Origin of the sequence: Paenibacillus sp. FA6 (assembly GCF_051550225.1) — a bacterium.
Taxonomy (GTDB): domain Bacteria; phylum Bacillota; class Bacilli; order Paenibacillales; family Paenibacillaceae; genus Paenibacillus_AQ.
The window spans coordinates 634,393-660,716 of the sequence record NZ_CP188820.1 but is presented as its reverse complement, the minus strand read 5'-3'; the positions used below and the strand labels follow the sequence as shown (position 1 = coordinate 660,716).

Below are 26,324 nucleotides of genomic sequence, written 5' to 3'. Positions count from 1 at the left end.
CTTTCCTGCTAAATAAGTGTACATAATGCAACTACGATAGTTGGCGAAACAAGAATTATAAAGGAGTGCATGGTTATATCTACCGGATCGAAGATCGGTTAGCAATAGATCTGGAAGTAACAGAAGGCTCGGAGTAGAGTAACAGAAGGCTCAGAATAGAATAAGAGAAGGGAATGGATATGGAGCGAAAAGTTTACGCTCCGCCTTTAAAGTCGTGTTTCATCTTTTAAGAATAAATCAAGGAACACGACTTTAACAGCTGATGTAGCCCATAGCTCAAAGCGATACAGAGTATCGCTAGCATCGGAAGCATAAGTTCCCTTCCCACCCACGCTCGTAGCTTTTTCATGGTCCTTAAACACTCGCTCTTTCCGCAGTTCATTTCTACTAATCCACTACATAAACTCCTCAACCAAGGACGCCGCAAGGTGTTTTTCTTAGTGATCTCTAAGCAGGTTTAGTCTGCTAAATATGCTGGAGCCTAGGAGGAACGAATCGAACTACGGAACTACGGATCTATTAACCCATACTTCATTTTGATCCGATCCAATTTTTCAATCATGGGCTGGGAGATGAAGAAGAGGAACACGACCGTGGCAATGGCATGCACCATATCGAACCAAAAACCTGAAATATAGGTGGCAAGCAATGCCTCCCATGAGAAGTGTGAGGTGAACATCAACAATGAGCCTATATTAATAATTCCACCGTAAATAAACAATGTCGCTAATCCTCCAAATATACACAGGGAAAGCTTTGTCTTTTTAAGCAGACCCTTTTCAAATAAAATGCCTGCCACAAAACCAATAATGCCAAAACAGAACATTTGCCAAGGTGTCCAAGGACCTTGCCCAAAGAAAAAGTTAGATACAAATCCCGTAATGGCTCCTACAAGAAAGCCCGCCTCTGCACCTAAGCTCACACCTGCGATAATGACAATGGCAACCACGGGCTTAAACTGCGGCAACATGAAGAATGCTCCTCGTCCTGCCACCGCAATGGCTGTTAATACAGCGATCACGATTAACTCTCGCGCCTGTGGCTTTCTCTTCTCAAACACCATAGCGAAAGGAATCATCGTATACAGTACGATTAATAGGCTTATAAAGTAATATTTCCGATCATTTAATACGAACACTCCTATCATCATCGTAGTAGGAATGACTAGGAAGATAAGTACCGCTGCTAGCCATGTTCGACGACTCAAACGATTAACCACTAGCTGCTTCTCTGACATCGTTCAATCACATCCTCTATCGTTACTCCATCACGCCATATATGACGTACCATACGATTGGCAGCCGTCGTATAAAAGCTATTTCCTGAGAAAAATGGTTTCGTAGCATTCGAAGTAATGATACTTCCATCAAAGAACATCGCACAAACTTCTGCATACTTGGCACAAAACTCAATATCGTGCGAGACCATCACAATCGTAACCCCTTCAGATTGTAGCTTCTTCAGAAATGCGGCAAGCTTTTCCTTGAAGAACCCATCCAGTCCTTTGGTTGGCTCATCAAGTAGCAAGATCTTCGGCTCTAGTAAAAGAACCTTGGCCAACGCCGCTCGCTGCTGCTCTCCACCACTCAAGTCATATGGATGCATAGAGAGTAAATGTTCGAGTTCAGCAAACTTGACCACGGCATCAACTTTACCCGCTTTTTCTTCTGCAGTTAAATCCACATGTGATAACATTTCGTATAAATCTTGTTCTACTGTTTTTTTCACAAATAATGTTTGAGGATTTTGCGGAAGGATGCCTAGATTGTTCGTAAAAAGTTCTTTTGATTTCATTGAGGCCGGGTTTTTACCACCGATTAGAACTTTCCCTCTATATGGCTGGAGAATTCCGCTAATAAGAGATAGGGTCGATGTCTTCCCTGTTCCATTCCCACCAACGATACAATAGAACTGACCCTCCCTCACTTCAAACGACAAATCTTTGATAGTATCGGGTCCGCTCTTATCATATTTAAACCACACATCTTTGAACTTTATAGCAATAGGACTGGATACATCGGAAGTTTCCTTCGCATCAACCCATTGGGTCGCTGTTTTATTATGAAGGAAAGCATTCAGCCATTGCCGTCCCTCCTTCACTGTAATAGGACAGGACAAATCATTATCCACGCCAGCATAAATCTGCATCGGTGTCGGCATCGCACAGAACATAGGATGATTCATAGCACTTAATATTTCTCCAACGTGATGAGGTGAATCATCTGCGATGATCACTCCCGCTTCCATGACAATGAGACGATCAGAGATCGGCAATATATCCTCCAGACGATGCTCTGTCATAATAATGGTTGTCCCTAGATCCCGATTTATTTTTTTCACCGTTTCTAAAAAATCAGCAGCTGCAATCGGATCTAATTGAGACGTTGGCTCATCCAAAATTAAAACCGATGGATGCATCGCCATAATCGATGCCAAATTTAGAAGTTGTTTCTGACCTCCAGAAAGATCTGACACATTTTTGTGAAACCAGGTTTGGATTCCAAAAAAACTTGCCATTTCAGCTACGCGTAAACGAATGGTACTCTGATCATAACCTAAACTCTCCAGTCCGAATGCTAGCTCGTGCCATACCTTGTCTGTCACAATTTGATTGTCAGGATTTTGGAGTACAAATCCTATTTCTGCGGCCTGTGTGCGTTGGTCCAGATCCTCTATCGGTTGACCGTTGAACGATATACGTCCATTACGTTTGCCGTGTGGCGTAAGTATCGTTTTGAGATGCCTAAGTAATGTACTTTTCCCACAGCCTGACCTCCCGCATATCGTAATGAACTCTCCACTATTTATCGTAAGATTAATAGCGGAGAGGACCGCTGTTTCTTGTCCAGGATAACTAAAGCTTAGTTCTTCGATTGTATAAGTTTCCATTTCATTGCCTCCACCGCATTGATGATCACAGGTATCATGCATAGAACAGAATAGGCGATATATACAGCCACACTAAACGGCGTCATTGCTAACGCTTTAATGGAAGGAAAGAATCGTATCGTATTCTCACCCATTGCTGCGCCTATCAAGATCATTGTAATTAATCCCATCATGATGATGAGTACTACTGTATCCCGGCTATCAAACCGGAAGATAGAAAAGCTCGTGCGGTTTGGCAGTCCATAACCTCTTGATTTCATCGAATCAGCCGTTTCGATAGCATTTTCCAATGCCCAAGTGGTCATTATAGAGAGAATGGTAATCCCATTCCGAGCCCTCTCTAGTAATTTCCCCTGAGACACATCTCTGCCTATACATTTCTGAGCATTGGAGATCACCTTTATTTGTGTTATATACCTCGGTACGAATCGAAGAACCATTGAAAAGATCAATGATAATGCAGGTAGTATTTTCCCGAAAATATAAATAAACTTATCTGAAGTCATCACGACGTTATAACAAGAGAACCATATAATAACTGTCACAAACATACACGCTGCTGCCACTCCAAAAAGAATCGATTCAAGCGTAATGGGGTTCCCATTGTTTAGATAGAACAGAATCGTAATACCCGCATGATTAAAAACAGGATTCATAGCTGCCATGAACAATAGTAGCGGTAACATATATAGTAAATTAAATATCATAGCACGTTTTCCTTTTAACATAACGGAATAAACAACCGCGCTGATAAGGGCAATAACTTGAAAGATCGGATGCATAAACACCATACTAAACACCAACACCATGACGAAATAACCGAAATTAATAATCGGATGAAAGGTAGTAAAAGAATCTCTCATTACTGCCCGGCCCCCGTTACTACCGTATCTCCACCTATATCTCGACCTAAATCACATGTGTATACCCAGTCCACGATATCCCCGTCTTTGAGTACATAACGACTACTGCCGTAGTTGGGAAACCATCCATTGACCTTATACATCCAACCGCTCAATTCTCCACAGTCGAATTCATATAGATTGTTAATACCTTCAATATAATTACTGTTGTAGATCGGTGTCATCGAGAATTCCATATGAATTTTATTGTTCTTCATCTCTCTTAGTAACACATCAAACACGGACTCTCCCTCATAAAAGGTTACCGTTTGGGCTTTATAAATAATCCCGTCCGCTGGCAGTACTTCAAGCTTATCCTTATTAAATTGATCCATATTATTCAAGATCGTTTTTGCTGATACAGACAAGGTGATGGTTAATTCTTCACTTTTGTTTATCGTTGCATCCTGCCACTCCACAGGTTTAGGTTTCCCCTTCGGTATGGGATCGGTCAAATACTTGTCTTTTTTAGTTTCCTGATTATCTACTTTTGGTTTCGGAGTCACTGCAGGCTGTTTTGAGACGGCCTTTTCTGACTCTTCTACTTTACTTACTGGTTTGTCTGTCTCTACTGCTTTTTCTGTTTCTAGCGTAGTTTTCGTTTCCTCTTTTTCTATTTTTTCAGCTAATTTTTCTATTTCTGCTGGTGTATCTTCTGACTTAGGTAAGTCCTGTGAATCTTCTGTTTCTAGCTTCGTTGCGTTTCCATCCGATTCTATTGTTGTTATTGTATCCGCTGGACTATTAGCCTCTTCGTCTAGCTGGGACTCCATATTTTGAGGAGAAGCTACCTCGCTTATACCTCCAACCTCAGTCTCAGAGTTAACTTCAACAAGCTTCGTCGAGTTCTTCTGAACATCCCCACCCCAAAAGAATGCGATAGCCAGTACGCTTATGATCAATAAAGCTGTTAACCATCTTTTGTTATTCATTTGCTAATTCCCCACCTTAAATAACTAAGCAAGGGCACAATATCTACCCTTGCTTAGTTCTCCAAATGATTTGCTATTTAACATCTGTCATGTCATACAGACGTGTGTGTCCTTTTATAAATCGATCGTAGGCTACAAGTGCATACATAGCCTGATCTGTAGCCATAAGATCAACTTCTCCTGGTTTTGCACCACCATTATCTGTCCCACCTTGCTTAATGTGATAGAATCCTCCATCTACTGCAGCGAAGCTCAGTAAGGCATCCATAGGTGACTTTCCATTTTTAATAAATCTAGCGTCATTGTGTGGATCTATGCCAAGGCTAGTCAAAGCTACTATAACCTGAGCAACGCTCTCAGAGTTAGCGGATTCCCAACTTGCATAACCGCCATCCGCTTTCTGAGCTTTGGATAACCATACAACCCCTCGATCCACGGCAGCTTTCACATTTGGATTTGTTGAATAGTACGGCGTAAGACCTTGAATAGCCATTCCGGTAATATCTGGGTCTGGTTGAGAAGCGTTATTCCCTAATGCCCATCCACCTCCGCTAATCTCTCTTTTCACAATGAAATCAATCAGCATCTCTCTAGTTGTCTGTGTCTTTACACCTTTATCGATCGGTATTTCATAATGATTACTATCCAATGCGATAAGTGCAAAGATCGGTCCATTAATGCCTTGTTTGATTAAAGTATCAAAATCCGCGAGAGGTTCCCGTAAGTTATATCCCGCTACATTGTCAATTCCTTTGCCCATTGAAGTTAATGCCAAAATAACTCTATCGTATTCCGTATATTTTACACTGTGCAGTTTCCCTGACTTCTCTTTCAGTATCTTCTCAACATTGGCATAGTATTTAGCATAATAGGCATCTGGAACGTATACTTCCGAACGTGCTAACCCGAATACAGTCCAATCACCGCCAACACTAGCTATAACTGGATCAGTAATTGCCTTTTGCAAAAAGACTGCTGTTTCTTGAATCGTTTTCTTAACCTCTTTGTTCTCTACTTTACTTACATTTTCAACTTTCACGTCATTTTCAACGGTTACTTTATTTCTATTCTTATAATCGTAGGCCCGAGTAGCGATTACTGCTGCCATCTCTCTTGTGACTGAATCTTTAGGTTTAAATTGACCATCACTACCCAACATTAATTCAAGCGCGACAATCGTCTCTACATCTGTTCTAGCCCAAGCGGATACCTTATCGCTATCTTTCATGACAGTAGTAAGCTTGGTAGGTTGAATACCCAGCGCTCTTATGATCGTTGCTGCCATTTGCTCACGAGTTATTGTATCGTTCGGACTAAATTCATCATTAAAGCCCGTAATGAATCCTGCTTTATACGCAGCATTAACATAAGGATAGAACCAATCATCCGCAGCAACATCCTTAAAGTTAATGACCTTGTCCGTTTGAATATTAAGCCCTAGAACAGTAACCAACACTTTGGTGAACTCTGCTCTTGTAATGTTAGACTTCGGATTGAATTTACCATTGTTACCTTGGATAAATCCATTTTTCGTAGCTTCACCAATAGCCTTATACGCCCAAGACGAGATGGCATCAGCATCTGTATACATTTTTTTCAAATCAACATTATTTACCGAATCAACTTTGGTTGTTACATCAGCTTTACCTACAGTGTAGGAAACGAAAGTAGTGAAATGGTTTGTTTTTACAATTAAATCGTTACCGTTAACAAAAGCATAGGTTTTCTTATCATTTCCTTTTGTTTCCTGTAAGCCTATTTGTTCTGTTTCATAAATCTTAATAGGTGTAAATTTATTGGATTCAATAAACCCTAGATGCTGCCCTTTTCCACCCTTAAAGGTTAAGGTGAGCGGCTTATCAAATACAACCGAACTCGCTGTATTACCCATAATGAAGGCTTGGTTAATTTCAACAAACTTATCATTGCTGCTTAGACCGTCTTTGATTAACTCTTGAATTTTAGTATCATTCGGAGCCATTGTTGTAATCAGCTCTATGTTTGTATTTCCGCTTTTTAATTGGGTACCTTTCTCAATAACAAGTGAAATATCCCCTTTTGTAACTGTGATCATGGGTATATTGCTTATGACATCTTTTAGAGTAAGGAATACTTTTGATGTAACATCCGGGATGTTAATTGTGATATTAATTGTGTTTTTCAGTTCCTTCGCTATATTCAAGGTGTAATCCTTTTGAATATCCTTTGGAACATTGATGACAGGTGTTTTATCATCCGGATGAATGACGATTCCTTGACCCATCGATATAGAACCATCTGGAGTCTTCTCATACTTACTCAGGTCTTCTCCTAAGTCAGCACCTAGATCAGTAGTGTAACGCCATTGTAGCGTATCGCCATCACTTAGAGTATACTTACTTGCTCCATAGTTGGGGTACCAACCGTTGACATTATACATCCAGCCACTACCGCTACCGTGGTCAAATTCTCCATCACCAGCTATAGATTCTACATATACGCTCCCGTATTTTTCAGTCCATATATAATCGTAGCTGATACTTCTGCTATCAAGCATTCTTTTTAATACTGTCCATGCTGTATCACCAGATTGTATTTCCACACTTGTAGGTGTAACCACATAATCTTTGTTGATGGTTAGCTTATCGACTGAAAGCGTCACATATTGTTTGGGTTGAGGAACAGGAACGGTTCCACCGCCGGTATTCCCTCCATCACCGTCACCGCCAGGCGTTTCTATTACGCTGGAAGTATACGCTATGAAATCAGTAAAGTGGTTTGTTTTGACGATTAAGTCATTTCCACTGTCATAGGCGTACTCATTATTGCTACTATTTAGCCCTTCTGAATCACCAGCATATTTGTGAATCGCATGAATGGACCCACCTTGGATATAAGCAGCTTCCTTACCGCTCATCCCCGCAAAGGTTAACGTAATAAATTGGCTAAACTCTATCCTTGTATTGCCGCCCATGGAGAACGCTTGAATAATGTTATCCAGCTTCTCACCCTCAGGAACAATCCCGTTCACTTTATTTATTAATGCCGCATCAGTTTTATCTTTAGATGTCATTAATTCAAGTGCAGATGCATCACCACTTGTCACTTGTGAACCCTTCGGAATAACTAAGGATACATTCCCCTTCGTAGCCTTTAATTCAGGTAAACTGCTGTTCACAGGCAAATTAACACTAACCGTCGAATTCTTATCAGCTGGGATTTCTAATGTGATTTCTTTGTTGCTATCCTCTAGATGGATAGGAATGATATAATCTAGCTCATCTTCTGGAATGACAACTTCTGGTTGATCGCCAGATGGCAAGGTTACTTCTATTTCTTTTGGTGACTCTGGTACTTCTGGTACTTCTGGTACTTCATCAGTCATATCATAAAGACGGTTTTTACCATCTACAAATCGATCATAAGCAACAAGTGCATACGTACCTTGATCCGTAGCCATTCCATCTACTTGCCCTGATGCAATATGCTTAAAGCCACCTTCAGGTAAAGCAAAGGTAAGTAAAGCATCGATAGCTGACTTTCCATTTTTGATAAATCTTGAATCTGTATGTGGATCGATACCCAATCCGGTTAAAGCTACAACAACTTGTGCAGTACTTTCAGTGTTGCTACTACCCAAGCCCGCAAAATTACCCGTACTTGCATAACTACCATCGTCCTTTTGAGCTTGTGATAACCAAGTAATTGCCCGATCAACTGCAGCTCCTACATCCGTGTTCGTTGTATAATATGGCGTAAGTCCTTGTAGTGCCATTGCCGTTATATCGGGATCTGGGCCCCCACTGCCTAATGCCCATCCTGCTGCAGCATCAGTACCCTTCTTTATTTCTGCATTCAAAATATATTGTATGAGCATTTCTCTCGTTGTTTGAACGGTCACGCCTTGCACTTGTGGTACTTCGTAGTTCTTACTATCAAGTCCGATAAGAGCAAAGATAGGACCATTAATACCTTGTCTTAGAAGATAATTAAAATCAGCTAGAGATTTCTTTAAATCGTACCCACCGACATCACTTATATCTTTGCCAATGGAACCGAGTCCCAGTATTACTCTTGAATGTTCTGTACTTTTATTTTTATCAAGATGACCATTGTTGTTTTTATTTGAACTTAATTCAATTACTTTATTTACTACATTGCTATAGTAAGTTTCGTAATAGTTACTAGGCACAGGATAATTGGCTCTTGCTAGTGATAGAATCGACCACTCTCCGCTAATCGTTCCAAATGTCGGATTATCTACGGTTTGAACAAGAAAAGTAAGATTCTTATCTAACTGTTCCTTTATTACATCGGTGGATCTTACTTTGTTGAAGACTTCTTTGTAATGGACGACTAGAGTTTCCTCTGCCTTATTTCCTGCTCCGTCTATTGCAGTTATTATAACTATATTATCGCCAGCATCTAGAGAAACTTTGTATTCCTCATTTGAGGCTGATATGACAACGCCATTTAACCTAACCTCTGGCGTTATATCATGATATACATGGTCTGTGACCGTTACTTTAAAACCAAATTCCCTTTCTGTTACTTCCTCATTATTTACTAGTCCTTCTACTACAATAATTGGACTTTCTGTATCTTCCTCTTCCATATTCGTATGTACTTGTGGTACAGATTTTATTACATCCGCATATGACACAGTCAAACTAGTTGAAAACATGGACAAAAATACACTTACAACAAGTAACCAAGCTATGAATCTATTATTTCTCATTTGTACAAACTTCCTCTCATTCTCTTGCTCATAGTAAAAAACGTGATGACACCAACACAATAAAAAAACCCCTCAACATGACATAGTTAAGGGGTTTAATAGAGTAAACAGCTGATTAGCGTGCACTAAAAAACACCTTCCTATCCATCGTAGAGTTAAGGTATATCAAAACAGGCAGGTATTCTGGCTCAAGTATCATCATCCCTACAACCTTCCCAGTTTCCCAGTGGTTTCTTGCAAGGACTCCTCTATTACAGCGGCGGGACCGCGTGGGATTGTCACCCACTTCCCTTTTAACCAATTCATCGTTCAGTCTATCGAACGAAAACATCGGCACCTGTTTTTCTTATTTTATTATCTTGGTCATCATCATATCTAATATATCTTCTTTTGTCATGTTAATATTTTCTTGTCAATATCTCCCCATTTAATGGTAGTCTCCATGATCAGAGAAATAAGGACTCCCATGATGAATCCATTACTAATTATGGGTTGTACAACAGCAGGTAGATTAGCGAATAGCTTAACATCTATTGACATCAGACTTACCCCTATGAGAACTGGTGCTGCAACCCTATGAATAGTGATCGAATCAAATGTGTATCCCTTTAAACTTTTAAAAGAAGTTCCCAACAACTGAAGATAGGCAATAAATAGTACTGCGTTCCCCACTGAGATCGGGAGTGTTGCCAGCATTACCCCAAGGGACGGAATGATTCCTAGAATGATAATAAGTGCTCCTCCAATAAAGAATGGCTTTCGATGAAAGATTTGCGTACTTTCCAAAAATCCGATAGAAGAAGCAAACGGTGCGTAAGACACAAGCCCGAATAACGATGCTACCATACAATATGCACCTGTTAAGAAAAGGGAGTTTCGATATTGACTCGTTGAAGCCTTTTCATTTAATAGTTTAGAAGCTGCTTGAAGAGATGCGATCGTATTGCTCATATTAATAAAACAGCCTAAAAAAGTAATAGTGATAATCCCAAATTGTAAATTTGGACTGCCCAGTGGAAATATCGAAAAAACACCAACTTCGTTCCCACTTAGGGAGTTTGCAGTTGGAAAGAACATAGCATAAAGGCTCCATCCTACGACGATGCCGATTAATAATGAAAAGTTTCCTATGTTCTTACTTCCTTTAATTTTTAAGAGAGCTACAAAGATAGCAATTCCTAATGAAAACAATGTGATCGGCAAATCCAATGTCCCATCTTCATTCACTGTCAACATACCTTTAAAAAAAATAAAAGCGAGCTGAAACGTTAACAGTAACAAAAATACGTTCATCACCATTGGGCCGAATATCTTACGAATAAAAGGAATCGCATTACAGGCAGCCAATATCATAATTAGAGCCCCGGCAAGCAGCATTCCTGTAGCAATTCCCCCTCCGATTTCGACCAGACTAAGTCCAAGTGTAGGAGCAGATAAGCATAAGTTAAGAATTAAAGCCCACATGACACCGGAATGACCTTCCATCAAGGGAAACCGATGCCCAATTAAGCCCTGCAAAATACACGCGACACCTGTCACAATTAGCGAACTTCGTAGAATTGTAGCCACCTCATGGGGAGGTAAATCAAAAGCTAAACCGATTGAAATCGGCACAACGACAATGTTAGCAAAAATGAAAAACACCCATTGTATCGATGCAAATATCGTTACTCGAGAAGTAATTTCCTTCATACTCACCCTATCCTTTATATTAGTAAAATCTCTATTTCTGTTGATCTGATGATATCACAACAACAAAGTCAGCTAAGCTTAACAAATAGACCGCCCCTCGCAAGGTATGCAGTCTATGCTTTCTCGTATTATCGAAGCTTACCACTTAGAAGCTATGTATTGTGCATAATATCAGTAACTGCAAAATCCTTTTAACATTTCATTATAACCACATGCTCTTAAACTTGCAAAATGGAAATCTGTACAATCTAATTGGTCTTAATACAATCTGCCAAAAAAACCAAAGGCTGACCACCCATTTTTGTGGTTCCAGCCTTTGGTTCTGACTTGGTATTATATTAAATCAACCTTATCATTCCAATGTAACCTTAGGGCTTAAGGTAATTTCAAATACACGCTCCCAAATATAATCAGGATTTGCATACGCAAGTGATGCGCTAAAATATTCTGAAAATAACCACGTTGACCCGCTGATTTGGCGTACATTGCAAGCATTCGTCGAAGAGCCGATCCGGAAGGCACTTTTCCCTGCAAGGGTGTTTGTGTAAGTCTGCATCCGATCTCTCAGAAGGATAATCATATGGTTGTAGTCACTCGTCGAGTTGAAAAGACCCATATTTTGATCCGGATAAAGAACATTCGTATACAGCGTATGTTCTCTCGAAAAGGTTCGGATTTCGGCAATGGCCACAGCTTTATAGTAATAGTCTTTCAAGAAACGTTTGAACAAAAGCGACCCATGCGCATTCACTGCCTTCTTTAGGGCTGCGGAATGCGTTTCCGTTACCAAATATGCGTACCGTGCCTGTCCCATTCCAAGTGCAATCCCGATTTTATTCCCCGCAGTATTCCACGCGCTGTATCCAAGAAGACCTCCTGTGAATGGACTGTCGAGTAATGCCCCTGTTACCGTTCCATTAGCCGCACCGTTGGCCACAAAATCAATTGCGATGGTCGGGATACGGTTCTTACCATTAGATTGAATACGACTCACCGCACTGGATACTTCGTTAGCGTCCGTAATTGCGATAATTTCCAGGTCATACGAACCACTTGTGACAAATTCACCGCCAATTATTTCAATGTGATGCTGAATATTTTGATGCACGGTCATATACTCGTATGGGTTAATGATCGTTGAACCATTTGGCCCATAGTATTGTACCATGTAACGCGGTTTTTCTCCGCAGCGATACAACTGGTTCGCCATGCGAGCCATGAGCGAATGACCCAATCCGTCTGCGTCAGGAAGAATAATAGCACGGTCAGGATTCTGCCCTTCAGTACCGCCTCCAAGCCAATCATTGATGCGTCCTTCAATAAAGGAAATTTCATTTGCCTGCACCCCTTGGGTAGATGAATCATCAACACCAATCGCCAGAAAGTCAATATAATCTAACCGGGCAAGTTGATCCAGGATATAATAGTTCGATTTAAATTTATGGCTTCGTGCATTATAATATTGCTCCTTGTTGAAGTAGACCGAATCTTCAAAAGTCGTGTTGTCTGTTTTTGTATTATAGCCGTTCAAAATGTCATTGAAATCAGAAAAACTTTTTCGAGGCTGTTGGTTAAAGTTACGGGACTCCGTATAAGCATCATAATTCTGACCCTCAACATATGCTGACGTAGCCAACCGCATGATGGTGTCCAGAACATAGACAGGTTTACTCGGATAGCATTGCTTGATTTCGCGAATAACGTCTAACAGATTTGTTGTAGCAACATCGTAGTTCGGATATGTCCCTCCGCTGCTTGCACGAAGACGTCTGCTTCCGATTAGTCCACCATAAGCAAGCATATCCGTCGAAATAATGAACCCGTCAACAGATGATGCGTTATTGAGAATGAATTGGCGAATGTTCGACGTTGTTCCAAAGGTGGGTGAAGATGTGCTTAGGAGCGTCGTTCCCGAATTTGTTTTTTGTGAGTCTAGACGGTTCTTAATATCCTTAATACGTGGCGTAATGACCTCAATTCCAGCCGATCTCCCCAGTACGATGACATCATCCAAGTTTACCGGACGGTCATCAAGTGGTACATACAGAACTTTTTTCATATTAACAACCCCATTCAGTAGTGATAGGCACATAAGTTCATTCCATTTCTTTTCTTTCATGTTTGTGCCTTCACTTATATAGGTAATTCACGGTTCAAAAAAACAACCGACAAGTATATTCTTTTACAATAATCGACTCACTATTTTTCTTTTCTGTACGTTTAATAGATTTAGTTGCCTGCGTCCGTTGGTTCTTCAATTCAAATTCACAACTAATCATCACTAAAATATGGTACAATGTATAGAACGTATGTTCTCATTACGATTGTGGAAATGCACTTGGAGTTTCCCTATAGATATAGACCACACAGAAGGGGAGAGATTTAATTGGCATTTGAGACACAACAGAGTGTTTATGAACGTTACAAAACAGAGGTTTATCGTATTGCATGGAGGTTACAATATCGAGCTAAAGTCATTAATAAACGGGAATGTTCTTTCTATGGAATAGAGCCTGCTACACCCAACTTCACTACCTCCACTGAAAACAAAATATTGGTTCAACAGCTCATAGACACTTTACCTCCATATGGAAAGATCATTCTGTATAAACTCTATATACAAGATCAGACAGAATCCGAAGTCGCTCGTCAACTAAAAATGAGCCAACAGGCGGTGAATAAATGGAAGCGAAAAATGATACAGAAATTATCCCAGACAGTGAATTCCTAGACTTACTTCATTCGGCGAAACAAGATGATCATGAGTCCATGTTGGAACTCATTGAATTGTTTAAAGAGGACATCCTTCGACTAAGCAAGTTTATCTATATGCCGCAAGAAGATGCCATATCTCAAATCGTTTTAGAGTTTCTTGAATATATTAAGAAAAGTAAGGATTAACTCTATATTCTTAAGCTGAAGTACCTTCATTTCCCTAGCTGTCATTGAACGAGTTTGCCGCCATCATCCGACTCCACTCTTCCATTTCTCTAAACAAACAAATTGTCCAAATGCGCCCTATGCACCGATACGGTGCTCTTCGTATATCATAGCAACCTTAATCCACAGAATTATATACTTTCTTATATTTAAAAAAAGCCGGTCCTATACAGGACCAGCTCGGATTATTTTGTATTAAGCACAGAACTTTACAGTGTGAGACAAGGTAATCCTCTTTTTCTAATTACAAGTATGCCTATATGAATTAATATGTAGGAAGCCGTTTGCCACTGCTCTTCTGCTATCAAAGGGAGTAGCTCCCTAACTATTTAACGATCCAAAATTCCATCCCCAACCTACAATGATTCCGATTATTAACGAAAAATTACCGATGTTCTTACTTCGTTTTAATCATAATTGCGAATATTATCATCGTTACAACAACATATGGATCATTAATTTCCCCTTTTAAAAAAGGTTTCTATGACTTAAGTAAGCTAGAACATATTTATTATTGTTTTAACTTCAGCATTTGTTGCAGTAACTGTTCTACTTCTATCTTTGGAAAAGCCGCTAGTAAAATTTCTTTAAAAGTTACTTGTGATTTATCGAGCTTATCTTGGCCTATTGGTGTCAGTGAGGTGTAGATACTTCTGCGATCATTATCGCATGCATGTCTTTGTAAAGCCCCACAACCTTTTGCTTCAAATCGACTAACAAGTCTGGATACAGCGCTTTGGCTTAAACCAACCATTGACTCCAACTTTTGCAATTTCAGCTTCTTATCTGGTGCCTCAGACAAAAATAACAGCAAATAAAATTCTTTTAATGACAGGTCATGTTTCTCTTGCAAATTAGCTTCTAATTCATTGGTTACGTTCATTTGTATATGCGTTAATGTCAACCAGTTAGTTATAAGGTCATTGTTCATCTCTCGATTCCTTTCCCGGGTGTATAGCTAATGATGAATTCATTTATCTTTCCACCTGATATTATAACATTAGGATAATCATTTAACGAGCATACTTCCGTATTCAAGCCTTTACTATACCTAACATCTTTTATGAAAAAAAGAGACCCACTTAGCTAACAAAGTCGGTCTCCCAAAAAGTGTTTATCATTTTCGGTGGTTGTTGTCTTTACCCTTTGATTCTAGGAAATCCAGGTCCATACTGTTTGGGTATGTCTGTCTCTTTATTAAGTGCGACCGCAGCCTCCAATGTCCAGTAAGGATTTCTTAGCATTCCCCGTCCTACTGCTACAAGGTCAGCATCTTCATTCCCGATTACCGCATTGGCAAGCACTGGTTCATCTAATCTTCCAACCGCAATAACAGGAACATTCAGGTTCTCCTTAAATTCTCTAGCCAACGGAACTTGATAAGCTGCATGCGTTCCTGGCATTCCTGCCGCTGCAATAGCTCCTTCACCACCTGCGCTAATATGAAAAATATCTGCTCCCGCTTCTTTATATACCTTACTGAACTCCAGACTCTCGTTAATTCCATATCCCCCTTCGACATATTCCTTAGCGGAAATACGCATGATTAAAGGCATACCTGTTGGCATTTCACTTTTTGCCGCATGAATGACTTCTTTACCAAATAGGGTTAAATCTTCTCCATATTCATCCGTTCTGCGGTTTGTTAGAGGCGAATGAAACTGATGAATGAGGTATCCGTGCGCACCATGAAGCTCAATGACATCAAATCCCGCTTGGATAGCTCGTCTTACACCCAGTCGGAATTTCTCGACCATCCCTTTCACTTCTTCAGTCGTTAGTTCCCTCGGCGTTTTAGATTCAGAGTTAAAAGGAACTGCCGATGGGGCTACAGGAACCGGAGCATCCTCAGCCTTACGTCCTGCGTGGGCAATTTGGATACCCACTTTAGCACCATAAGAATGGCAGGCCTCAACGATTCTGGCCAACGCAGGAATCTGTTCATCGGACCAGATTCCGAGATCATAATCGCTAATTCGGCCATCAGGTTCAACATCAGTCATTTCTATAATAATTAGCCCGGCTCCACCGATTGCTCTGCTCACATAATGCATATAATGCCAATCCGTAGCGATTCCGTCTTTGTTATCGACAGAATATTGACACATCGGTGGCATAACCACACGGTTTTTCAATTTTAAATCCATCATTTCATAGGGCGTAAATAAATCCTTCATAATCTCTCTCCTCTTGATAATATATCTAAGTTTATTTTACTCATATATACGAATATTTATAATCACATATTAAATGCATGCTCATACATGTAATATATCTAATATAGATACTTCTGTCAACAGCCGATAAGTTCCATGGGTTTATTGTCGGATTAAACAAGTAGAAACGGCCTCGACGTCATTTTTCAAGGACGTCACCCGTTTCAGCGGAAATATAAGGAATAGAGTATCAAGAATCAGTTTCATAATTACGCAACCCGATTTAGCTGCATCGGCGATTATGAAATTGATTCATGTGAAACTTATACTTTCTTATATTTTGAAAAACAGATCAACCACGTCTGGACAATGTGGTTGATCTGTTTTGTTAACGAAGAATGAAACTGATAAATAAGGTATCCGCGTATAACATTCACTACTCAGTTACATAGTCAAACTTGCCGTCTGATGCAAATACATATTCGCAACTATTGTCACCCCATGTAGCTGTAATGCTAAAGACACGGCCTGAAGTGGGAATATCACTTACCGCTGCCGGAGGATTCACAAATTCATATACACCATTAACATTCATTACAGAAACATCTATACTTGGAAGCAATGATTCATTAAAACTCTCTGTTAAATACGCCATTTGTACTGTTACTTTTTCCGGTGTATACATTCCGAAATCGACCTGTAACTTCTCCCCTGGTTTTAAGCGGCGAAGCCCTGTTAATAAAGTAGGCTCACTATGCCAAGCGGCTTGGTAAAACGAAGGTCTATCATATTTAGAACCATTCCAGCTCGTCTTAAGTATTTGATAGTTTTCAATAGGATCGGAATCATACTCATGTGTTATTGTAATAGGCGGAGGTTCTGTAGGGATTATGATGTCGTTACCGTCTTTATATAGATTGGTTATCCCTCCACTTGCTCCAAGTACTACAGCACTACCAATGAACAATGCCATTAGAACCATTGAAATGATCGCAGTCCTTTTCGACTTTTTATTATACTTCATGATGGCCACCAACCTATCTTTAAGATTCGATTTCTCCTCAGTGAATGTTGCATGCAATAATCCTCGGGGATGTATATTCTCAGAGGCTACAGATATTAGAACTTCTCCATATAGCTGCTTTTCTGAGGAACTTAGATTTCTAATAACGGCTTCATCACAAGATAATTCTCCAGCATGATTGATTTCCTTTTTCAGAAAATACATAAGAGGGTTGAACCAGTGTAATGAAGTAACTACCATTGTGAACCATTTAACACCAATATCATACCGTTTCACATGTGTCATTTCATGAAGCAATATATTCTTAAGCTGATCTTCGTTAAAGGTAAAATCCGGGATAACAATGATAGGTTTTCGAAGTCCAATAAGCATAGGGGATGTAGCATATATGTTCCGAACTAGCCTCACGTTATATCGTTCATTTAACAAAGAAGTAAGCAATCTGTTCTCCCATTCTGAAGCCGGTATGCTCGTTTTCTTAAGCTTTTGTGAAAACTGGATATATCCTGCTATGTTTACTGTTAGGAAAAGAATCACTCCAGCTATCCAAATAAAAATAACATATTGATTGATTAGAGCTCCCAAATATGTACCATGATCCGTATCCCCATTATATAATCCAGTTGCCACGCTATTCTCTACATCCGTAGTTATAAATGACTTATTTTCATCCAGAACCGTATTAACATGTTCCGTATTTGAGGACATTGTAGATGCCGGTGATAGATCTCCGCTAAAAACGTAATTCATTATACTCCCATCCAATGAAAAGGGAATAACAAGTCTTAGGAGTACCATAATCCATAAGTAGTATTGTATCGACTTTGATAATCTGTGCTTCATAAAGGGCTTCATCAGAAATAGTAATCCTGCCATAATGCTTCCTGATAATGAAAGAGACACAATTAATTTCAATGTGTCATTCATCTTTATTACCTACTTTAAATAAAGAACGTAGCTCTTCAATATCTGCATCATTAAGCTTATTCCCTCCCAGAAGTGATGCCACAAGACTTTTCGCACTTCCTGCATACAATCGATCAATTAAATTTTGAGTCGTATACTCGTTATAATCCTTTTCACTAAATAAAGGTTTGTAGTAAAATACTTCCTTCTTGCTAGCCTCTACCACACCTTTTTCACAAAGCCTGCGGAGTAAGGTTTTTATGGTGGAACTGTCCCAATCGCTTGATTGTTCAAGAGATCTTCTAATATCAGAAATGGGCAATTCACATCCCGCTTCCCACAATACACGTATGACCTCAAGCTCCGAATCTGTTATCTTAGATAGTATCTTCATCATTCCCTCCTCACAGGTTACAGGTGTAACCTTAATTAGAGTTTACAGTTGTAACCTCCAAAAGTCAAACATTAGATAAATACTTCAAAATAATAAAAGACCCTCTTGATATTCTCAAGAAGGTCGATCTATTCCCAATCTAACGTTCCAATTCCATCTCAAACATGAACCCGCGCTGTGCAAGCATCATCATGACGGAATCATTCATAAATTATGTGCAACAATTTCCACCTTCTAATGTACAACTGCTGCCTTCATGCGGAGCATCTGTTGGATCAGATTCTATATAACTGATAGCGATATGTGGGCCAACGGTGCGCAGAACCTTGCAGTTGCTTTTCACATGCTGCAATAGATTTGCTTTCTGCTCAGCTGTTAGATCCCCCGTAAAAGTAACTCCAAAGTCTATAGCGGAAATATCCCCATTACTGTCCATCCTATCTTCCGCAGTAACCGATACAAACGTGAGCGGTACAGCCTGCTCTTCCGCATAGCGAAGTAGCGTCATCATCGAACATGATGACAGGCCGATGAGCCATAGCTCCGTCGGACGAAAACCCAAATCCTCGCCTCCGCGTTCCACGCTTTGATCAATGCTTACCGTACGGTTCTGTGCGTGAGCCAGCTGTAAAAACCTTTTCACGCGCTGCAAATATATTTTCATAACGGATTCACTCCCTTGATATTGTATTAGCCCTTAAGCGCCCAAGAAGCAAACCGCTTCTTCAACGGATAGAGCAGTGCAAATTCGAAAAACATAGCCAAAATACCAATAGTGATAATTCCAACCATAACTAACGGCGAATTACCGATTTGCCCGCTAGACGAGATAAGCCATCCGATCCCTGCGCTTCCACCAATCATCTCCGCTGCAACAAGCGATCGCCACGCGACTCCGAAGCCAACGACTATACCCGTGAATGCCGATGGCATCACCTCTGGCAAGTACACATGCCATGCCAACTGAACCCGATTGGCGCCGAGTGTTTGGGCAGCACGGATATGTGAAATTTTGATTCGTTCCATCCCTTGAATAACATTAACGAGAATAGGAAAAAATGCGGCAATAACAATAACAGCAATCATCGGTGCATTCCCCAAATCCAGCATCAAAATAAGCAATGGAGCCCATGCCATCGGTGGCGTTGCTTGAAATAGCATGACCATCGGAGATAGAAATTGCCTGAATGCGTTACTTATCCCAGCTAACAGTCCCAATACGAATGCGGAAATGGCCGCTATCGCAAATCCGGCGAATAATCGATAGAGACTAATCCCGATATGATGGTAATAATCCGGGGAACCGAGTTGCTTCTTCAGCTCTAGCCAAGTAGCCCATGGTCCCGGGAAAATAATAGGAGGATATTGCCTTGCAACAAGCATCCATACAATTATGATAAAAGGGATGGCAAGTATGCCAAAATGAAATTTTCTCATGCTGTTCCCCCTGCCTTTGAAGGCTTAATTATTTGATCCAACTTGTATCCATGATCGTTTCTATGTCAAGCGGGTTCTCAATCGATTTAAGTGTAAAACTATTGTCCGCCACCTCTTGGTAATACTTGAGATCAGCATCGGTAAATTGATATGCGAAATTGTTGCGCTTCAATGCTTGGGTCATCACCTCAACCGGAGTGTACGTTTTATCTATCCCTTTAATCTCCGGCACGTTAAAAGCTTTGGCCAACACCTCGGCAGCTTCTGCCTCATTAAGTTTCAATTCCTCAATCGAGGCGATATGTCCTTGAATGAATTTATTCACAGTATCAGGATGATCATTTAAGAATGAGTTCGAGCCGAGCACCACAAACGCTGGATCCGGAAGTTCCTTTACAACCTTAAGTCCACGTAGTTCCGCAAACGTCAAGAATGGCTCACCAGCTACTGCCGCATCGATTGTCCCGTTCGTAATCGCTGTCTCCATGTTCGCGGTCTCCATCTGTACTAATGTTACGGATTCATCCGTAAGCTGTCCCTCCGGAAGTAACACAGCACGGATAAGATAATCTACACCGCTACCTTTGACCAAGTTGCCAATCTTCTTGCCTTTCAGGTCAGCTACTTGCTCGATTCCAGAAGATTCTTTCGTGAACAGCCCATTCTTCCCGTCATTCACTTTAGAAATCACTTTAAATTCTGCTCCTCGTGAGCCCCAGTTGACTGCCGCTGGCATGCCCGCATACGCCACATCCAGCTTCCCTGAGGATAGAGCCTTATACAGATCCGGTCCATTCGCAAAAGAGTAAAATTCTGCTTTCAAACCCTGCTTTTCGAGCAGTTTCTTCTCCTTAGCAATAATAGCCGGGGCTGCCGCTATCAGATTGACATATCCGACCTTGATTTCCTGTTGTGTTTGCGCTGCACCCTGACCTTGACCCGCTGCAGAATTGCTCTGTACGTTACTATCTTTGCTTCCGCATCCAACCGTTAGTGCTCCTACCAGCACAAGGCTACCTACCAAGCTGAATAATTTTGTCGTTCCTGATCTCTTTTTCATCTGTATATTCCCCTTTTTTATATCCCAGAGCCATCGGACTCGTAGTAAATTTGAAAATCATATCTTAAATCCTTCATCAACTGCTTTTTATATTCATTAAAATACGATGACACCCGAATTTCCGGAATTCTTGGTCTTCCTAAGCCTATATTCAAAATGTTATGTATTTGTCCGCGATCATCAAACACCACGACCCGATCCGATAAATAGATCGCTTCATCAATACTGTGGGTAACCAAAATAATCGTCATTCCCGTCTCCTTCTGGATACGGATCAGTTCCTCTTGCAACGATTCCCTCGTCTGTTCATCCAAAGCACTGAACGGCTCATCCATCAGAAGAATGCTTGGTTTCGTCACCAATGTTCGGGCTATGGCTACCCGCTGCTTCATCCCGCCTGAAAGGTCTGAGATGCTCTTATCCTCAGAACCAGAAAGTCCAACCATCTGAATGGCTTCCTTGCTACGCTCGACTCTCTCCTTCTTACTAATCCCAGCCATACGCAGGCCGAAAGCAACATTGTCCAGTACATTAAGCCAAGGAAATAAGGCCAAATCCTGAAATACAAACCCACGATCCGGTCCAGGCTTGCTTACCTCTTGACCATGAATAGCAATACTTCCCTGCTTCGGTTGTATGTACCCAGCGATCACATTGAGCAACGAACTTTTGCCGCAACCGCTCTTGCCGATAATACTGACGAATTCACCTTGATTGACAGTGAAATGAACATCGTTAATGATACTTTTATTATCCTTATAAGATACCGTGATATGGTTAATTTCTAACATGGAATTAGCTGTGTGAGACATGCTGATCACCCCTATTTCAATTACAAGTATGCCGATATGAATTATTATACAAATTATCACTAAATGGTTGTTTCGTCAAGATTTATCTCTGCTGATTCCAACAGCAGTTGCACATTGTACATTTAAGTCTTCTTCATTACTAATGCTTCGCTTCACCCAATACCTCGGTTCGATACCCCTTTGGCGTTATCCCAAATGCTCCTTTGAATACCCGACAGAAATAGGATGAATTCTCGAATCCAACCTCACTTGCAATCTCACTAACACTTTTGGACGTCGTCTCAAGTAAATGACATGCCTCTCTCAATCTCCTAGAACCTATAAACTTCGTCAGACTACTACCCGTTTTCGCGCTAAATGTATGCGACAAATAAAAAGTAGACAAATGAAGGTCTTTCGACAACTTTTCCAACATGAACTTTTCTCTAAAATTAGCATTCACCCAGTCGATAATGAGCTTAATCGTCAAATTGGTTTTCAGCTGAGGAGTCGAGTCCTTTAGGGGAGCTAATTTGTCCTCATAACGACGAAGTTGCTGGAGAAATGATATCACGAATAAAACAAACTCCTCATGCGATTTAACGAAAGAGACATTTTTAGACCTTTGATTCAACATTTCATATAGGTTTAGAAACTCATTTTGGACCGGTGGCAAATATAGAACAGGATGAGCTATCGTAGATTTCCATAGAACCGTAAAAAACTTGTGGAGGGATGGAAAGGCAATCAGTACCGAATCTATAGGAAAAGGATCAAATATAAACACCGTCCTTACAAAAAGATGACTAACCTCCAATCGATGCGGCTGAAAAGGCTGAAACAGCAGCAGCATCCCTGGCACGATCGGAAACAGATTACCATGGATGTGGGCTCTACCTTCGCCTTCATGCACATATAGAAACTCCATACCTTGGTGAGCGTGAACGGTCTCCCAGTTGCGTTGATTGCTCGTTTTGAGATAGTTAAGGTGGAAAGGCTCCTTATTCAAATTTACTTTCGTGCTAAATTCCATATGAAACCTCCTAAAAAGTAAAATAAAAGTATTTTATTTGAAAATACAGCAATTAAATATCATTTTAAAACAATAGATTGAAAGTTATAGCGCTTTCATTTTGCTATACTTAATGTATGGCAACATTTCAGATGATGTCATAATTCTTAAGTGAAGAAGGTGATGAGACCTTAGCTATGTAATGTAATATGCTGCTTACGAGCATCCGGTGATTTGACAACATCATAAGATACGCCATCTTCGATCCAGGTATTACAAGCCCAATGGTTGAAGTATTGAAGTGTCATACAACGGTAAAATCTTCTAAATTAATTTTAACATAACACTAAGGTTAAAGCGCTTTAATTTAAAAGGATTCATTATACTAAAAGGAGGAATTAATTATGAACAACGCAACATCAATCAAACGTAATTTGAAATTGATTGGCCTTGTACTTCTATGCCAAGCTCTGCTTATGACGCTTCTGGTTGCCCCCACTCCATTTCAACCGAAAGCTCATGCTGCAGGAGAACTCAAACCGTTCCCGCAACAAGTCAACTATCCTGGCATCATAAAGCCTAATCATGTCACCCAAGCTGCTATGAATAGCGCAGTTTCAAGTTACTATGACTATTGGAAAGGAAAATACTTAAAAAATAACTTGTCTTCACTGCCTGGTGGTTATTATGTGAAAGGTGAAATTACTGGTGATTCTGACGGTTACACTGCGCTCGGAACTTCAGAAGGACAAGGATATGGAATGGTCATCACAGCTCTGATGGCAGGATACGATTCAAATGCAAAAACGATCTATGATGGCCTATTCAAAACGGCAAGAGCTTTCAAAAGTTCGAACAATGCAAATCTAATGGGCTGGATTGTCGCGGATAGCAGCAGTGCCCAAGGGCATTTTGGCTCAGCTACCGACGGTGATTTAGATATCGCTTATTCCTTGATTCTTGCAGATCGTCAATGGGGATCGTCTGGTACCATTAATTATTTGGCAGAAGCCAAAAAAATGATTACCAATGGAATCAAAGTAAGCAATGTGACAACGAATAATAGGCTAAATCTTGGAGACTCGTTTGGGAAAAACACATTGGACACTCGTCCATCCGATTGGATGCTCTCCCATTTAAGAGCTTTCAACGAAGTTACAGGAGATCAAGTATGGTTAGATGTCATCAATAACTTGTATACCGTTTACGGCCAATTCTCAACAACTTACTCATCTACTACAGGTCTAATCTCTGACTTTGTTATTAGCAATCCACCTAAACCGGCTCAACCCGGCTTTTTGGAGGGTCCGTATGATAAAGAATATAACTACAATGCAAGCCGGGTTCCATTAAGAATTGTAATGGACTACGCTTTTTACGGAGATACTAGAGGCCGGGATATTGCTAACAAAATGGCGGTATGGATTAAAGGTAAGACAAGTGGCGTTCCAGGCAACATTAAAGACGGATATCAATTGAATGGTACAGCAAGAGGATCATATGCTACAGCCGTGTTCGTATCACCGTTTATTTCAGCAGCGACAACGAACAGCGCTCATCAAACATGGGTGAATTCTGGTTGGGACTGGATGAAGAACAAGAAAGAGGGATATTTCAGCGATTCCTTCAACATGCTTAACATGCTCTTCATTTCAGGAAACTGGTGGATACCAACGGCTGGTAGCGTAACACCAACACCAGATACACAAGCCCCTACAGCTCCTTCTAACCTGACTACAGCCGTTGTATCAAGCAACCAAATCAATTTAAACTGGACAGCTTCGACGGATAATGTTGGCGTAGCTGGATACCAGGTTTTCCGCGATGGCACTCAAGTAGGCACACCGACTGGTACCACTTTTAATGACACAGGCTTGACTGCATCAACGGCTTATAGTTATACCGTTAAAGCAGTTGATGCTGCTGGTAACCTTTCGGCAAACAGCAATACAGCGACAGCTACAACAAGTACAAATCCAACGACCGGATCTAACCTCGCTCTAGGCAAGACTGCTGTGGCTAGTTCAGTAGAAGAAGCAGGATTCGAAGCTTCCAAAGCGACTGACGGCAATTCTTCAACAAGATGGGCAAGTATCGAAGGAAACGATAACGAGTGGATATACGTGGATCTGGGTTCAAGCAAGAGCGTCAACCGGGTGAAATTAAACTGGGAAGCCGCCTACGGTAAAAGCTACAAAATTCAAGTATCCTCCAATTCAACGTCTTGGACGGATGTTTATTCAACAACAACCGGTAATGGAGCAATAGATGATATTACATTTACGCCCCAAAACGGACAATACGTACGTGTGCTTTGTTCAGCGCGAGGTACAGCGTATGGATATTCTCTCTTTGATTTCGAGGTATATGATTCTTAATCTACAGAAGGCCTAACTCCTCCTATGCACCATACGCTGTACTTGATAAAAGGAACCACTTCCGATGAAGTGGTTCCTTTTTTTGTATAATCAGCAATGGATCGCATCTACGGAAAAGGAATAGCAGCGCGCGGGGTAACTTTTTCATCTTTTCACTCCGATAGCTTCCATCTTTCCAACTTGTGAATACCTCTAACAAACATACTGGCTAAAAACTTCGGAAGCCCCATTTCGATACATTTGTTTTTTACAAACTCCTTCATCTCCTCAACAGAGATACCCTGTTGCGTAAACTTGCCTTCCTGATAACAATGATTGCAATACATCGAACTTTTTACTAACATTTTTTCGGTTCCACGATCCTCCGCTTTTTTTAACGGCATGGCGCAACTTTGGCATTTTTTATATTCTTTCATAGCGAGTCCTCCTGATTATTCATTATTGGACAACGTTTTGTAGATTTTTTTGATTCTCTTGAGCTGCGCAAGCGTAAGAAAAGGCTCTCTTTGCGTAAGCACGTTGACATAGGAAAGTTTGTTGTCATCCGTGACGGCAATCAAGGTGCTCTCCGCATGCTGTGGAACTTCTTTGGATCTACAGGTTGCTAGATGTTGAAGCAAAAAAGGAAAAATACGCTCATTGTAGGAATGATCCACCGATGCGAGCTTGGCCAGCGTTAGTATTCCTTTGTCCACAGTTATGACGGAGCCTTGTTTAATCGTAAATAATAACGTTTCGAGATGATCCATCATTGCTGAAGATGATATCTCGGCAAAAGTGGATAACGCTGTGAGCGCTCCCCAAACCATACGATTATCGCGACTTTTCAGCAAGCCGATAAAGATCAATATATGCGGACTGATCAGCTCCGGTTTAAGCACACCAATCTCGTATGCTACTTTGATGCAGTCGTGTTGAATTTTTTTGTTTTTATTCGCTAAATTTTCGATGATTTCATATACGCCACTTATCTGATTATCGTCGATCAATCGATGAGCCAATTCAATATTTGGTTGCTCGTCTGCCCGGTCCATCTGCGAAGCTAATTGATTCAATATCGTCATTGGAACCCCTCATTTACGAATTTAAAAAGC

At 40.6% G+C, this 26,324-nt stretch carries 21 protein-coding genes, 1 pseudogene and 1 riboswitch; of the genes and pseudogenes, 3 read left to right on the top strand and 19 right to left on the bottom strand.

Annotated features, from left to right (window positions below; translation table 11 throughout):
* Positions 1–206: 206 nt before the first annotated feature.
* The 8 genes from ACP8HI_RS02995 to ACP8HI_RS02960 form a co-directional block, all read right to left on the bottom strand.
* Positions 207–362, bottom strand: a complete 156-nt coding sequence (locus ACP8HI_RS02995; RefSeq protein WP_438349659.1) for a hypothetical protein — start codon at positions 360–362, stop codon at positions 207–209.
* A gap of 146 nt (positions 363–508) precedes the next feature.
* On the bottom strand, positions 509–1,237 hold the full coding sequence (locus ACP8HI_RS02990; RefSeq protein WP_438349658.1) for an ECF transporter S component: 729 nt from the start codon (positions 1,235–1,237) through the stop codon (positions 509–511).
* Complete coding sequence (locus ACP8HI_RS02985; RefSeq protein WP_438349657.1) at positions 1,219–2,889, bottom strand: ABC transporter ATP-binding protein; 1,671 nt, start codon at positions 2,887–2,889, stop codon at positions 1,219–1,221. Before ACP8HI_RS02985 ends, ACP8HI_RS02990 begins: the two co-directional genes overlap by 19 nt.
* Positions 2,862–3,752 (bottom strand): energy-coupling factor transporter transmembrane component T, encoded by an 891-nt coding sequence (locus ACP8HI_RS02980; RefSeq protein ID WP_438349656.1) that lies wholly within the window; start codon positions 3,750–3,752, stop codon positions 2,862–2,864. The genes ACP8HI_RS02985 and ACP8HI_RS02980 overlap by 28 nt, the downstream gene beginning before the upstream one ends.
* A complete protein-coding gene (locus ACP8HI_RS02975) occupies positions 3,752–4,723 on the bottom strand; it encodes a DUF4430 domain-containing protein (RefSeq protein ID WP_438349655.1) in 972 nt (323 codons plus the stop codon). Before ACP8HI_RS02975 ends, ACP8HI_RS02980 begins: the two co-directional genes overlap by 1 nt.
* Positions 4,724–4,796: 73 nt before the next feature.
* On the bottom strand, positions 4,797–9,440 hold the full coding sequence (locus tag ACP8HI_RS02970) for an S-layer homology domain-containing protein (protein ID WP_438349654.1): 4,644 nt from the start codon (positions 9,438–9,440) through the stop codon (positions 4,797–4,799).
* 156 nt (positions 9,441–9,596) lie between these two features.
* A riboswitch (cobalamin riboswitch) is annotated at positions 9,597–9,796 on the bottom strand.
* 37 nt (positions 9,797–9,833) lie between these two features.
* On the bottom strand, positions 9,834–11,132 hold the full coding sequence (locus ACP8HI_RS02965; protein ID WP_438349653.1) for a uracil/xanthine transporter: 1,299 nt from the start codon (positions 11,130–11,132) through the stop codon (positions 9,834–9,836).
* Between the two features lie 352 nt (positions 11,133–11,484).
* Positions 11,485–13,251, bottom strand: coding sequence for a DUF4127 family protein (locus ACP8HI_RS02960; protein WP_438349652.1), 1,767 nt, complete (start codon positions 13,249–13,251; stop codon positions 11,485–11,487).
* Between the two features lie 563 nt (positions 13,252–13,814).
* Between ACP8HI_RS02960 and ACP8HI_RS02955 the strand changes: the two genes are divergently transcribed.
* On the top strand, positions 13,815–14,033 hold the full coding sequence (locus ACP8HI_RS02955) for a hypothetical protein (RefSeq protein ID WP_438349651.1): 219 nt from the start codon (positions 13,815–13,817) through the stop codon (positions 14,031–14,033).
* 550 nt (positions 14,034–14,583) lie between these two features.
* Here ACP8HI_RS02955 and ACP8HI_RS02950 read toward each other — a convergent pair.
* From ACP8HI_RS02950 to ACP8HI_RS02910, 9 genes are all read right to left on the bottom strand, one after another.
* Positions 14,584–15,003 (bottom strand): MarR family winged helix-turn-helix transcriptional regulator, encoded by a 420-nt coding sequence (locus tag ACP8HI_RS02950; RefSeq protein ID WP_438349650.1) that lies wholly within the window; start codon positions 15,001–15,003, stop codon positions 14,584–14,586.
* A gap of 208 nt (positions 15,004–15,211) precedes the next feature.
* Positions 15,212–16,249 (bottom strand): NADH:flavin oxidoreductase/NADH oxidase, encoded by a 1,038-nt coding sequence (locus ACP8HI_RS02945; protein ID WP_438349649.1) that lies wholly within the window; start codon positions 16,247–16,249, stop codon positions 15,212–15,214.
* Between the two features lie 415 nt (positions 16,250–16,664).
* On the bottom strand, positions 16,665–18,179 hold the full coding sequence (locus tag ACP8HI_RS02940; protein WP_438349648.1) for a M56 family metallopeptidase: 1,515 nt from the start codon (positions 18,177–18,179) through the stop codon (positions 16,665–16,667).
* Complete coding sequence (locus ACP8HI_RS02935) at positions 18,172–18,555, bottom strand: BlaI/MecI/CopY family transcriptional regulator (RefSeq protein ID WP_438349647.1); 384 nt, start codon at positions 18,553–18,555, stop codon at positions 18,172–18,174. Before ACP8HI_RS02935 ends, ACP8HI_RS02940 begins: the two co-directional genes overlap by 8 nt.
* A 208-nt stretch (positions 18,556–18,763) precedes the next feature.
* Complete coding sequence (locus ACP8HI_RS02930) at positions 18,764–19,216, bottom strand: OsmC family protein (protein WP_438349646.1); 453 nt, start codon at positions 19,214–19,216, stop codon at positions 18,764–18,766.
* 26 nt (positions 19,217–19,242) lie between these two features.
* Complete coding sequence (locus tag ACP8HI_RS02925; protein WP_438349645.1) at positions 19,243–19,989, bottom strand: ABC transporter permease; 747 nt, start codon at positions 19,987–19,989, stop codon at positions 19,243–19,245.
* Between the two features lie 28 nt (positions 19,990–20,017).
* Positions 20,018–21,049: an ABC transporter substrate-binding protein gene (locus tag ACP8HI_RS02920; protein ID WP_438349644.1), complete on the bottom strand. Its 1,032-nt coding sequence runs from the start codon at positions 21,047–21,049 to the stop codon at positions 20,018–20,020.
* A gap of 17 nt (positions 21,050–21,066) precedes the next feature.
* Entirely contained in the window at positions 21,067–21,861 is a 795-nt protein-coding gene (locus ACP8HI_RS02915; protein ID WP_438349643.1) for an ABC transporter ATP-binding protein, read from the bottom strand.
* Positions 21,862–22,000: 139 nt separating this feature from the next.
* Positions 22,001–22,873, bottom strand: coding sequence for a helix-turn-helix domain-containing protein (locus ACP8HI_RS02910; protein ID WP_438349642.1), 873 nt, complete (start codon positions 22,871–22,873; stop codon positions 22,001–22,003).
* Between the two features lie 500 nt (positions 22,874–23,373).
* On the opposite strand from ACP8HI_RS02910, the pseudogene ACP8HI_RS02905 reads away from it, so the two are divergent.
* Positions 23,374–24,525 (top strand): annotated as a pseudogene (locus ACP8HI_RS02905) (glycosyl hydrolase family 8); the annotation flags it as partial.
* Positions 24,502–25,230 carry a galactose-binding domain-containing protein gene (locus ACP8HI_RS02900; RefSeq protein ID WP_438351687.1) on the top strand — a complete coding sequence of 243 codons (729 nt, stop codon included), beginning with the start codon at positions 24,502–24,504 and terminating at the stop codon, positions 25,228–25,230. The pseudogene ACP8HI_RS02905 and the gene ACP8HI_RS02900, both read left to right, overlap by 24 nt.
* A 152-nt stretch (positions 25,231–25,382) precedes the next feature.
* Here the strand turns inward: ACP8HI_RS02900 and ACP8HI_RS02895 are convergent, their stop codons facing one another.
* Together ACP8HI_RS02895 and ACP8HI_RS02890 are read right to left on the bottom strand one after the other, a co-directional pair.
* On the bottom strand, positions 25,383–25,646 hold the full coding sequence (locus tag ACP8HI_RS02895) for a zinc ribbon domain-containing protein (protein ID WP_438349641.1): 264 nt from the start codon (positions 25,644–25,646) through the stop codon (positions 25,383–25,385).
* A 15-nt stretch (positions 25,647–25,661) separates the two neighbouring features.
* Positions 25,662–26,294, bottom strand: coding sequence for a hypothetical protein (locus ACP8HI_RS02890; RefSeq protein WP_438349640.1), 633 nt, complete (start codon positions 26,292–26,294; stop codon positions 25,662–25,664).
* Positions 26,295–26,324: the final 30 nt, after the last annotated feature.